This is a genomic window from Paraclostridium dentum (genome assembly GCF_012922555.1).
Taxonomy (GTDB): domain Bacteria; phylum Bacillota; class Clostridia; order Peptostreptococcales; family Peptostreptococcaceae; genus Paraclostridium; species Paraclostridium dentum.
In genome coordinates this window covers 93,255-106,572 of sequence record NZ_WIPK01000006.1, presented here as the reverse complement: position 1 = coordinate 106,572, position 13,318 = coordinate 93,255, and the positions used below count along the sequence as shown (strand labels likewise).

The 13,318-nt window shown below is 27.8% G+C and carries 11 protein-coding genes; all 11 read left to right on the top strand.

Annotated elements, in window-relative coordinates; all coding sequences use genetic code 11:
- Nucleotides 1-98 precede the first annotated feature (98 nt).
- The 11 genes from murQ to GFJ41_RS11135 all read left to right on the top strand — a co-directional run bounded on the left by murQ (nt 99) and on the right by GFJ41_RS11135 (nt 13,291).
- Nucleotides 99-1,004, top strand: a complete 906-nt coding sequence (gene murQ, locus GFJ41_RS11185; RefSeq protein WP_170075338.1) for an N-acetylmuramic acid 6-phosphate etherase — start codon at nt 99-101, stop codon at nt 1,002-1,004.
- 21 nt (nt 1,005-1,025) lie between these two features.
- The gene (locus GFJ41_RS11180) at nt 1,026-2,387 is read left to right on the top strand and encodes a PTS transporter subunit EIIC (protein ID WP_170075337.1); all 1,362 of its coding nucleotides are present in this window, start codon (nt 1,026-1,028) and stop codon (nt 2,385-2,387) included.
- Between the two features lie 162 nt (nt 2,388-2,549).
- Complete coding sequence (locus tag GFJ41_RS11175) at nt 2,550-3,623, top strand: DUF871 domain-containing protein (RefSeq protein ID WP_170075336.1); 1,074 nt, start codon at nt 2,550-2,552, stop codon at nt 3,621-3,623.
- A gap of 3 nt (nt 3,624-3,626) precedes the next feature.
- Complete coding sequence (locus GFJ41_RS11170; protein ID WP_035115088.1) at nt 3,627-4,472, top strand: MurR/RpiR family transcriptional regulator; 846 nt, start codon at nt 3,627-3,629, stop codon at nt 4,470-4,472.
- Nucleotides 4,473-4,929: 457 nt separating this feature from the next.
- Nucleotides 4,930-5,457 (top strand): hypothetical protein, encoded by a 528-nt coding sequence (locus GFJ41_RS11165; RefSeq protein WP_170075335.1) that lies wholly within the window; start codon nt 4,930-4,932, stop codon nt 5,455-5,457.
- 303 nt (nt 5,458-5,760) lie between these two features.
- Complete coding sequence (locus GFJ41_RS11160) at nt 5,761-6,453, top strand: polyphosphate polymerase domain-containing protein (RefSeq protein WP_035115085.1); 693 nt, start codon at nt 5,761-5,763, stop codon at nt 6,451-6,453.
- Between the two features lie 12 nt (nt 6,454-6,465).
- Nucleotides 6,466-7,134, top strand: coding sequence for a DUF4956 domain-containing protein (locus GFJ41_RS11155; protein ID WP_170075334.1), 669 nt, complete (start codon nt 6,466-6,468; stop codon nt 7,132-7,134).
- 10 nt (nt 7,135-7,144) lie between these two features.
- Complete coding sequence (locus tag GFJ41_RS11150) at nt 7,145-8,656, top strand: CotH kinase family protein (RefSeq protein ID WP_170075333.1); 1,512 nt, start codon at nt 7,145-7,147, stop codon at nt 8,654-8,656.
- Between the two features lie 15 nt (nt 8,657-8,671).
- Nucleotides 8,672-10,738, top strand: a complete 2,067-nt coding sequence (locus tag GFJ41_RS11145; protein WP_170075332.1) for a glycoside hydrolase family 113 protein — start codon at nt 8,672-8,674, stop codon at nt 10,736-10,738.
- A 13-nt stretch (nt 10,739-10,751) separates the two neighbouring features.
- Nucleotides 10,752-11,888 (top strand): HEAT repeat domain-containing protein, encoded by a 1,137-nt coding sequence (locus tag GFJ41_RS11140; RefSeq protein WP_170075331.1) that lies wholly within the window; start codon nt 10,752-10,754, stop codon nt 11,886-11,888.
- A complete protein-coding gene (locus GFJ41_RS11135; protein ID WP_170075330.1) occupies nt 11,882-13,291 on the top strand; it encodes a glycosyltransferase family 2 protein in 1,410 nt (469 codons plus the stop codon). The genes GFJ41_RS11140 and GFJ41_RS11135 overlap by 7 nt, the downstream gene beginning before the upstream one ends.
- The last annotated feature ends 27 nt before the right edge of the window (nt 13,292-13,318 follow it).

Here is a 13,318-nt window from a genome sequence, read left to right as displayed (position 1 = left end):
TTTCTTTATTTATAAAATATATTGAAATCATATTTCAAACATGGTATTATGAAATTACAAACAAGAAAACGAATTCATGGAAATGTGGAGGTAAAAAAATGGATAAATTAAACTTATCGAAATTAACAACAGAAAGTAGAAATCAAAATACATTAAATATAGATAAAGTATCAACTTTAGAAATGGTTAAGATGATAAATGAAGAAGATAAAAAGGTAGCAAATGCAATAGAAATAGAACTACCTAAAATAGCAGAAGCTATAGATGGAATAGTAGAGAGAATGCAAAAAGGTGGAAGGTTAATATATATAGGTGCAGGAACTTCTGGAAGGTTAGGAATACTAGATGCATCAGAATGTCCTCCAACATATGGAGTATCAGAAGAATTAGTTCAAGGATTAATAGCAGGAGGGCAAGAAGCCATATTTAGAGCTAAAGAAGGTGCTGAAGACTCTAAAGAATTAGCTGTATTAGATTTAAAGGACAAGCATTTAAATGAAAATGATACGGTAGTAGGTATAGCTGCATCAGGTAGAACACCATATGTAATAGGGGGATTAGAGTATGCAAATGAAATAGGAGCCCTAACGATATCAGTTACATGTAATGCATACTCACAAGTAGCAAAAGAAGCTAAAATAGCAATATCTCCAGTTGTTGGAGCAGAAGTTGTAACAGGGTCTACAAGATTAAAGTCAGGGACAGCACAAAAATTAGTATTAAATATGCTATCAACAGGAAGCATGATAAAAATGGGAAAAGTATATGGAAACTTAATGGTAGACGTAAAAGCAACAAATGAAAAATTAGTTGAAAGATCTAAAAAAATAGTGTGTGAAGCTACAGGAGTAAGTTTTAAAGAAGCAGAAACTATTTTAAATGAAACTGGTTTTGATGTAAAGTTATCTATATTTATGATCTTGTCAAACTTAGAAAAAGAAGAAGCTAAAGTAATATTAGAAATGAATAATGGATATATAGCAAAAGCTCTTAAAAATATATAAAAATAGATAGGAGGAATTGTAATGACAAACCAAGAAATAGCAAAAAATTTAATTGACTTAGTTGGTGGAAAAGAAAATATTAAAAGTGTACAAAACTGTATGACACGTTGTAGACTTGAACTTTTCGATTATTCAAAAGTTCAAATGGAAGAATTGAAAAAGTCAGAAGGTGCATTGGGAGTAGTTCAAGCAGAAGGACAATTACAAATTATTTATGGACCAGGTAAAGTAAATAAAGTAACTGAAGAAGTAAATAAGATAGTTGGTAAAAAAGTTTTATTAGGTGATGATGCAATAAAAGAAACAAAAGATAAATTAAAGGAAAAAAATAATACAAAATTCAAAAACGCACTTAAAAAAGTTGGAAATATATTTATACCTTTAATACCATTATTTGTAGCATGTGGATTGGTTTTAGCAGTTAACAATATTGCAGGTGTATATTTTGGAGAAGCATATACAAGTACAACTGCAGCTAAGATAATAGGCTTAATAGGAAACGGAGTTTTCTCAGTTTTATCTATATTAGTTGGATTAAATGCAGCAAAAGAATTTGGATCACAAATGCCTATGATGGGTGGAGTACTTGGAGGAATTTTATCATCCCCAGTACTTGCTGATATAAATTTATTTGGAATGACATTAACACCAGGTAGAGGTGGAATAATATCAGTAATACTAGTTGCACTATTAGCAGTTTATATTGAAAAAGGATGTAAAAAAGTAGTACCAGATGTGTTAGACTTATTTATAACACCACTAGTGACACTAACAGTTTCAGTTTTAGTTGCATTATTAATATTGCAACCATTAGGTGGATTTATATCTGATTCAATAGGTTTAGTAGTAGCAAACACTGTAGCATCAGGGAATATGTTAGTTTCTGTTATATCAGGAGCAGTGTCAGGAGCATTATTCCTACCATTAGTTATGACTGGAATGCATCAAGCTTTAACACCTATACATGCAGATTTAATAGCAAGTACAGGGTCAACAGTTTTACTTCCAATACTGGCAACAGCAGGTATGGCTCAAGTTGGGGCTACAATAGCAGTTTTTAAAAAGACTAAAAATAAAAGATTAAAAGAAACAGCAAAAAATGGATTAGTACCAGGTTTTTTAGGCATAGGAGAGCCTTTAATATATGGAGTAACATTACCTCTTGGAAAACCTTTCCTAGGAGCTTGTTTAGGAGCTGGAATAGGTGGAGCAGTAATGGCATTTTTCAAAGTTGGAGCAGTTGCAATGGGAGTATCAGGATTACCACTTGCACTATTAATAGCTGATGGAAAAATGTTTGTATTCTTAATTGGAGTTGTAGCATCATACGTAGGTGGATACTTCTTTACAGAATTATTAGGGTTTGAAGATCCAGTAGAATAAAAAATAGTAAAGGACTGACCTAAGGTTTGGGCACTCCAGATATAATACTAAGTTGTGCTCCCAAAGCTTAAAAAATGCTTTGAAGGTCACTACAAATTAGTATTATATTTGGGCCCAGTAAATAAGGGCAGTCCGTTTTTATATGATGAGGAGGAAGTATTTATGAGTTTAGGATTTTCAGTTTATTTTGGATTAGATAACACAAAGGATGAAAATATACAATTATTAAAAGATGCTAATGAATTAGGATTTACTAGGATTTTCACATCACTTCATATTCCAGAAGCTAATTATGATATTTTAAAAGTTGAAGTGAGAGAGTTTTTTAATTTAGCCAAACAATATGATATGGATATAATTAGTGATATATCTCCAAACACTTTTAAATTTTTAGATTTAGATAACATGGATTTAAAAGGGTTAAGAGATATGGGAGTAAAAACTATAAGAATTGACTTTGGATATACAGAAGAAGAGATATCTAATATGAGTAAAAATGATTATGGTATACAAATACAATTAAATGCGTCTACAGTAACAGAATCATTTTTTAAAAACTTAGATAAATTTTCTCCAAATTATGAAAATATAGATGCACTTCATAATTTTTACCCAAGAATCGGAACGGGAATATCTGAGGAATGCATGCTAGAAAAAAATAAAATTTTAAGTGATAGAGGAATAAAGATATGTGCATTCGTTCAGTCTAATAACAGAAAAAGAAGTCCATTAAAAGATGGATTACCAACATTAGAAGATCATAGAAATAAAGATGTAAGACAAGCTGCAAATCATTTGTTTGCAATAGGAAATCAATCAGTTTTTATAGGTGATTCACTTCCAAGCAAACAAGAGTTAAATGATTTAGCCAATCTATTCACTGAAGGAGTAGAATTAAGAATAAAAGTAGATACTAAAGAGAACGTTTCGTTAAAATTATTAGAAGAAATATATAGTTCACGAACTGATGGAGCAAGGGATGCTATAAGAGCTAGTGAAAGTAGGTTAATATTAAATGGGAATAATATAAAACCTGAAAATACAGTAGATAAAAATTATGGAGATATAACTATAGACAATGAAGGATACAAGAGGTATATGGGAGAGCTTCAAATTTTAACTACAAATCAATCTCACGATACTAGAATAAATAAAGTAGCATCAGTTTTACAAGATGACTTTTATCTATTAAAATATATAAAGGATGGTAAAAAGTTTTATTTTAGAAAGGTTTAAGTTATGAATATTTTAGAGTATATAAAACAAAATTATGAAGATTTTACAGATAGCGAGAAGCTTATAGCTGACTATTTACTTTCTAATAATGAAAGTATAATTAATTTATCAGCTAAAGAAATAGGGGAGATAACAAATACTTCGGCAGCTACATTGATTAGATTTTCAAAAAAATTAGGTTTTGAAAGTTTAAATGAAATGAAGTTAAAGTTATCTATGAGTTTAAGAGATATAAAAGAAAAAGCTGATTTTGAGTATATAAACAAGAAGCTTGAGACAACAGATATCATATATGGGATAAAAAAATCGATTGATAAAGTTATGGATAAAACTGTAAATCTGATTCAAGAAGAAGATTTAGAAAAAGCGATAGATTTGCTTTCTAAAGCAAAGAATATATATATCTATAGCGTTGGAGTTTCAGGATTAGTAGGACAAGATTTTTATTATAAATTAAGTAGAATAAATAAAAGATGTATAGCACATGTGGACACTCACTTACAAATTACTTCATCTATTTTAATGGAACCTGAAGATGTAGCAGTTGCAATATCATATTCAGGAACGACAAAAGAAGTAATAAAGTGTGTAGAAAATGCAAATAAAAATAATGTTCCAGTGATAAGTATAACAAAGGCAAGCATAAGTAATAAGTTGGAAGATTTATCTGATATAACGCTAAAGGTTCCTTATGTAGAAAAATCTTTAAGAGAAGGAGCTATGAGCTCAAGAATATCTCAACTTGCGATAATCGATATGCTATTTATAGGTATGGCTAAAGAAAATATCGAAGAAATAGAAAACAAATTAGTAGTAACAAGAGAAGCGGTAAAAGATTTAAAGTTATAAGTAAAGATAGGGATATAGTTGTATTTTGCTACACAAGCAAAAAGACGCTTGAAATGTAGCTAAAATACAACTATATCCCTATGCTTATTGTGGAAAAGAAGGAGAAGAAGAAGGGTGTAGGTAGTTGATTTTAAACACTTAAAAGTCAGAGACTTTGGTATGAAGATTCAACTACATACACCCTTCTTTACAATACAAAGTAAATCCACAAATTATGAGAAACTAGTGAAAAATATGAAAGAATTTAACTAAAGGAAAACTATTGAATTTAAGTGAATAGATAATATAAAACAAATAGAATAATATTAAGCAAAGGAGTTAACAAATGAATAAAGAAGGAAAAGTTGTAGTAGTCTCAACAATTTTAACAACTGCACTAGTTTCAGGGTTTACTTTATCACAAGCTCCCATTCTTGCAAATGAAGAATATAAAAGGGTAGAGAAGCAAGAAGTAGCTTTGAAAAATATCGAAGATAATATTAATAAACAAGAAAATAAAAAAGATGAAATCACTAAAGAAGATGAAACTACGGTCAAATCTAATGAAAATGAAAAAAAACATAAAAATGATTATTATGTCAATAAAAATTCAAATCAGCAGACATCAATAAATTCTCAGTATAAACCTACAGATGAACAACAAAATCAAGTAAAACCTTCAGTAAATCCGGAAAAGCCAACAGTACCTCCAGTAAAACCTGATGAACCGACAACACCTGAAAAGCCAGTAGAACCTTCAGTAAAACCTGATGAACCGACAACACCTGAAAATCCGGTAGAACCTCCAGTAAAACCTGATGAACCGATAACACCTGAAAATCCGGGAGAACCTTCAGTAAAGCCAGAAGAGCCAACAGTACCTGAAAAACCAGAGGATCCTCTAGTGAAACCAGAAGATCCTCTAGTGAAACCAGAAGAGTCAACAGATAAATCAAATCAAAATAGCACTATAGATGAAGAAATAAGTCCAAATATTTTTAATTAATAATATTAATAAAAAATGAATTTATTAAGTGAATTTTGATAGACAAATTAAAATAACTTAATTTTGATAAATCTAATTAGTAGGTTATATCAAAATTAAGTTATTTTTTATTAAAATTGATGTAGACTGGGTATATCAATTAAGTAAAGAGATATAATTCTAGCTTAGAATAATAGATAAAACCATTTTTTACCATTAAGTAAGTAAAACATTGACTATAATGTCGAAAAAGATAATAAAATATCATAATGTGCTAGAATATAGAGTATATTAACCGGAAAATCTACGTAAGGAGTGTGAAAATTGATAGTAAATAGGAGAGAACTTAAATACCCAATAGGTGAAATTGATTACTATAAAGTTAATGAACTTTTTAAAGAGGTGTTGACTCCAGACCCAAATAATAAAAATTATGGATATCGAATACGAAGCTTATACTTTGATAGTTTAAATAATGATGATTATTATGCAAAAGTAAATGGAGAAGAGGTAAGAAAGAAAATAAGATTGAGGATATATGACACTAACACAGATAAAGTCAAACTTGAAATAAAGCGAAAGATGAATGTAAGCCAAAGAAAAGAAACAACTACTATAAGTAGAGAAGATGCAATTGCTCTCATAAATAAAGACTATAGTGTACTTTTAAAGTATGAAAATGACACAGCTAAATCTGCGTACAATATAATGACTATTGGTCAATATAGGCCAGTGGTACTTGTAGATTATAATAGAAGGGCTTATATACATAATGAAAATAATATACGAGTTACATTGGACAGCGATATAAAGTCTAATGAATTCGATTTTGATATGTTCAATGAAGATATCCTAATGACACCTATTGTAGATTATTATAATGCAGTTTTAGAAGTGAAATTTGACGGGGAATTGTTTTGTTGGATATCTCAAGCTTTAGCTGGTTTAGATACAACAAACAGATCTCTTAGTAAGTATTGTAGTTCAAGACAGTTTTTTGAAAATTATATATTATAAGGATGTGGTGGAATGAAGGAAACATTATACAAATACTTAACAAACCAAAGTGGAGCTATAACAGCTTTTGGGGCATTGGAGACAATGTGTATAGCACTATTACTATCGGTAGTAGTATTTTGGACATATAAAATAACATTTAGCGGAGTTATGTACAATAGAAAATTTAACGTATCTTTAGTAATGCTTACTTTAGTTACAACTATGGTAATGATAGTTATTGGTAGTGATATAGCTTTATCTCTAGGTATGGTAGGGGCATTATCTATAGTTCGTTTTAGGACTGCAATAAAGGATCCAAGAGACACTGGTTATATATTTTGGTGTATAGCAATAGGTCTTAGTGTAGGTAGCTCAAATTATATGGTAGCAATTATAGGTTCATTATTCTTATTTGCAGTTTTATCTATGTTTAGTTTTAGTGGATTTGGAAAAGAAGACAGATATATATTAATAATAAGAGGTTTAAGAGAAAAAGAAGAAGAGATTATGAGATGTGTATTTAACTCATTTAAAGGGAGTCAATTAAGAGCTAAAAATTCAGTAGGAGACAATATAGAAATAATATATCAGATAAAAATTAAAAATAATGAAGATAAAAATATTATAGGTAGCTTATATAGTATAGAAGGGGTTAGTACTGTAAATATAGTTGCTCAAAATGGAGAGACAATAGGTTAGGTGATATATTATGAAAAAAGATATATTTAAAAGCTTTGTAGCAATTGCTTTTATATTTGCAACATTATTAATAGCAGCAAATATAAGTAATATAAAAGAATTATCAAAGAAAGAATTCGAAAAAGCTAAACAAAAAAACTTCAAAACATATCAACAAGAAAGTAAAATAAGCAAAGATTACAACCTACCTATAGTTCTGATTGATACGGATGGAAACAGTATCAAAAGAGAAGATAAAACTGTTGGAGAAATTCAAATTTATGATAAAAAATCAGGATTAAATAGATTAAGTGATACACCGAACCTCACAAGTAGAGCGAGTTTTAAAATAAGAGGAAATAGTACTAGTAAATACCCTAAAAAACAATACATAATAAAACTTATGGATAAAAAGGGTAGGGAGAAAGAAAAAAGTTTACTAGGAATGCCAAGGGATTCTGAATGGGTGTTAAATGCACCTTTTGCGGATAAATCTTTAATGAGAAATTATATAGCATTAGAAACATCTAGCAAAATAATGGGATATGCACCTAGAGTAAAATTTTGTGAAGTGTTTTTAGTAGATAACAAAAGTCTCAATATAGATGATTCTAATTATCAAGGTGTATATATGATGATTGAAAAAATCAATAGAGGAGAAGACAGAGTCGATATAACTAAAACTATAGAGGGAAGAAATGATACTAGTTTCATATTAGCTAAAAATAGACAAAAAGAAGGGGATATAGAAGTTGATAGTTATGGAAAAGAAATTTCATTATATAATAATGGATTAAACATTGAATATCCTAAAAAAGATTTAACACCCGGGAAATACCAATACATACAAAAATATATAAGTGAGTTTGAAAGAATGCTTTATTCTGATAAATTTAATGATCCAGATGTAGGATATAAAAAATATATTGATGATGATTCATTTGTTGATTTTTATATAATTAATGAATTTTTTAAAAATACTGATGCTGGAATTTATAGTACATATATGTATAAGGACTATAATGGAAAAATGAAAGCTGGTCCAGTTTGGGATTTCAATCAATCATTAGGAAATCATACTGAAGATATAGGACAACCATATGACTATAAAGGGTTTTTTATGAATCAAAGACCTTGGTTTGATAGATTAATTGAAGATAAGTTATTTGCTAATAAAGTTGTAAATAGATACAAAGAACTGAGAAAAACTTATTTAAGTGATGAATATTTGATAGGAGAAATCGATAAAGCTCAAGTAAAATTAGGAAAATCAATTGAAAGTAATTTCAAAAAATGGCCAATTAAACTATGTAATCAAGCAGAGGTATTTGAGGAAAATAGTTCAGATTTATTTAGTGATTCGAATATAAAAACTCCACAAGAATATATTGAATTTTTAGATAAGCACTCTCATTTGCTAAAATCCACAGAAGGCAAAGCTAAATCATATGAAGAAGAGTTAAACTTAATGAAAAATTTTATAAAAAATAGAGGGAAATGGATGGATAAAAATATAAATACCTTAAGTAAGTGGGCAATTTAATAGGAGTGAAATTAGATGAAGAGGTTTTTAACTTTTTGTATATTAATATTTTTAATAGGTATAGTTGCATTTGGAAGCTTTATATCAAATGATATTTTTGCAAGAAATAAGACTTATTTTGTGAAAACTAAAGGAAAAGATATTTATATAGCTAAGAATGATAAATGGGAAAATTTAAAAGTCGTAGGTGTAGATTTGAATTCTACTAAACCTGGTGTATTTCCAAGTGAAAATATGATAAGTGAAGAAGAATATTTAAGATGGATAAGTTATATTTATGATATGGGGGCTAACTGTATAAAGGTTTCGCATACAATGGATGCTAGCTTTTACGATGCGCTACATAAATTCAATAAAGATAAAAAGAATCCTATATACTTAATGCAAGGAATTTACTTTGATGAAAAATTGCTTAAAAATGGTAAAGACCCGGAAGGGAAAACTGCATCTGAAGCATTTAAAAATAATATTAAAATTGCAATAGATTCTGTTCATGGAAATTTAAATAACTTAAAAAAATCAGATATATTTGAAAGATATAAGACCGATGTATCAAAATATGTTATTGGGTATAGCGTAGGAATTGAATTTGCAAAGCATGACATAATATATGCAGATATAATGAACCAAAAATCTCCATACAAGGGGAAATATATGTATACAAATAAAGATGCATCTTCATTTGAATCATACTTAGCTAGTATGGGAGATTATTTAACTAAATATGAATTTGCAAAATACAAAAAACAAAGTTTAATAAGCTTTATAGGTACATCTCCATCAAATATAATCAATAACAAATCGAGTAAAGATGAAAAAGAAATAAAAAACTTTGTAGATGTTAGTAATATAAAAAGAACAAGATCACTAAAAACAGGTATAGTTGCTAGTTACAATATATATCCATCTTTTACGGATTTAAAAGAATATCAGGATAATATGGATGAATACTTTAAAAAGATTAATGATCATTATAAAATACCCGTTATAATTGGAGAAATGGGTGTCCCATCAAGCAGGGCAGGAGGAGATTTTAACAAAGATGTTAATAAAGGCTATATTACTGAGCAGGAACAGGGTAAAGCTTTAGTTAGTGCATATAGAGCTATAAAAAAATCGGGAATTTCAGGATGCTTTATATTTGAGTTTCAAGATAGCTGGGCATCTTCATCATGGAATACTAAAGATAGCAAAATATTAGATAGATCAGCGTATTGGAGTGATGCACAAACATATAGTCAAAGTTTTGGACTTATGGACTTTGAGCCAGGTAAAGTAAATGAAACTCCATACCCGGATGATAGCTTAAGTGATTGGAATAATAGTGACATTTTAAATCAAAATGAAAAATTAAGTTTATATGCAAAAAGTGATGATAAGTATATATATTTAATGGTTAAGTCACAAAGAAAGCTGAATTTAAAGAAAGAAGGATTATATATAGATTTAGATGTAACTCCTAAGTCAGGATCAAATAAAAGTACTCAGTATAATCTGAAATTTGATAAACCCGTAGATTTTATAATTAGTATAAATGATAATAAAAATTCGATGGTATCGGTACATGAATACTATAATAGATTTAACTTTTATGAAAACAAAACACTTTATGAACAACGACCAGATTTAATAAAAAATACACCTGATATGGACTATTTCTCACCTATTTATATGGATATAAGACCTAAGATGTATGTTAAATCATTGAATGAGACATTAAATAAAATGAGTTATGAGACTGGCAAATTAACTAAAGGCAATGGAAATCCTAATAGCAAAAACTATAATTCAGCTACAGATTATTATATAGGAGACAATTATGTAGAGGTGCGTATACCATGGGGTCTTATAAACTTTATGGATCCGTCAACAAAACAAATTCAAGATGATTTTTATAAAGAATTTAAGACTAAGCCTCTAAGAATAAATGCTATAAATATAGGAGTAACTGAAAAAGAAGAGAATAAAACTATAAATAGATTAAATAGCAAAGCGTACAATTTAAAGGGATGGAATGTACCTGAGTATCATGAGCGTTTAAAGCAATCTTATTATATAGTTAAAGATGAGTTAAAAAAGTAAAGAGGAAAATTTTATGAAAAATATAGTTGATATATATTTAGTACTGAGCTTTTTTATTTATATAATAGCTTGTGCTGTTATTTATATGATAGCAAAAGATATTTTAAACTTTAGATTTTTTAAAAAAGTAAAAGCTATAAAGCCAAAGTTTGAAGCTGAAATTTTAAAACAATTGAGTTATGTAAAAAATGGAACTGATATATCCAAAATGGATATATCATATGTTATAGAAAAATTAAAATATAAACCCTATATTAAGGTTTTTAATAATACTATAGAAGTTTTTAATAAAGATATAAATAATCATAAATATACAAAAATTTATATGGAGAATTTCGAAGACACAGTAAATCGATATGTCTTAAAGTATAAATTAAAGGATAATACGTTAAAAACATATATGGCTATAAATTTAGGAGAATACAAGCTTAGTAATTACGAAATAAGTGAGTTTTTACTTAGTTGTATAAATGCTAAATCTATATATTTGAGGGTAGCAGCATTAGAATCAATATCGAAAATAGGAAATATAAATACATTGAGAAGTTCTATTGAATACGTATCTAAAGAAGAAAAATATATAAATAATAAAGTTTTCACAGATATAATAAATCAATTTGGAGGAGACAAAAGTGAATTAGATAAATATTTGATAAATGATTTTAAAGAGTTTAATGAAAGCTTGCAAAAAGTAATTGTTGAACATTTTAAAAATAATAAAATTAAATTTGTAAAAGAAGAACTATTAAACATATTAAAAGATAATATGAGCAAAGAAATTAATATAAGTATAGTAAAATACTTTACTATTATAAAGTATGATGAATGTAAGGATACAATCATTGAATTATTAAATAATGGGGATTGGGAATATAGAGCTGTATGTGCAATTGCTTTAAAAAATTATAAGTGTAAATGTAGTGAAAAAGCACTTTTAACAAGTATAAATGATAAAAATTGGCATGTTAGATATAACTCTGCAATAAGCATATTAAAATTTGGTGATAAAGATTTAATAAATTATATATTGGAAAATGATGACAAATATGCAAAAGATATACTTTTCTATGCAATGTTTATGGACAACAAGATATCGTATGAAGAGTATTTAGAAAAATTAGAGGAGATAGAGGTAGAATATCAATGTTAAGATTATTCGTAGATTATTTAAATGCGTTCTTTTTATATTATATGTTTATTTACGCTATAGTATTTTTTATATCTACTATATTTGCTATTTTAAATTTAAATGAAGATAAACGTAATAAAATGTATTTAAACGAACTTTCACTGAAAAGCACAGATAACTATGTACCTGTTTCTATATTAGTTCCAGCGTATAATGAGGAAGAAACAATTTGTGATTGTGTTGAATCGTTATCGTATGTAGATTACCCAGAATATGAAATTATAGTTATAGATGATGGGTCAAATGATGATACTTCTAATAAATTAATAAATAAATTTGAATTAAAAAAAGTTCCAAGACCTATAAGAAGATTGGTTAAATGTAAGAATGAACAATTTATATATGAAGGTTATATCAAAGATGGTATAAAGTTGACATTGGTAAAAAAAGAAAATGGAGGAAAAGCAGATGCATTAAATATGGGCATAAATGTATCTAAATATCCATTGTTTATTTCTTTGGATGCAGATTCAATTTTACAACGTGATTCAATTAGTAATATAGTTATGCCATTTATGGAAGATGATACAACTATAGCTGTAGGAGGTAGTATAAAAGTAGCTAACCAAGTTGTTTTAGACAAAGGTAAAGTTATTAAAGTAATGCCACCTAAAAAGATTCTTACAATATTTCAAACAATAGAATATTATAGAGTGTTTTTAACAACAAGGGTTTGGTTTAATAGTTTTAATGGAAATTTAATAATATCAGGAGCATTTGGGTTGTTTAAAAAAAATGCAGTTTTAAATGTAGGGGGTTATGATACAGATACTGTAGGGGAAGATATGGACCTTGTGGTAAAAATTCATTCCTTTTATAGGAAAAATAAGATTAAATATAAAATTAAGTATGAATATAAAGCTATATGTTGGTCACAAGTTCCGGAAAAACTTAAGGATTTAAAAGGACAAAGAAGAAGATGGCATATAGGTTTAATCACTAGTTTAAATAGTCATAGATACATATTTTTAAATCCTAAATACGGATTAGTAGGTATTTTTTCTTTTCTTTACTTTGTTGTTTATGAAATGTTTTCATGTATAATTGATGTTTTTGGTTTGATTATAATTTTAATATCGTATTTTAGTGGATTACTTAATTTAAAATTTTTAATCACTTTTTTATTTATATATATTTTTTATAGTGTAATAATCTCTTTGACAGCGATAATACTTGAAAACTACATGTTTAAATATATTTTGAAATTATCAACTTTATTAAAGCTCATGTTATTTGCATTTCTTGAAAGTTTTGGGTATAGGCAACTATGTTCATGGTATAGGATAACAGGATTTATTGGATATAGAAAAAGAAAACATCAATGGAATAAAATAAGTAGAAAAAAACAAAATAAGATAAAATAAAATACTGGTATGACTTAATTTAAGTCA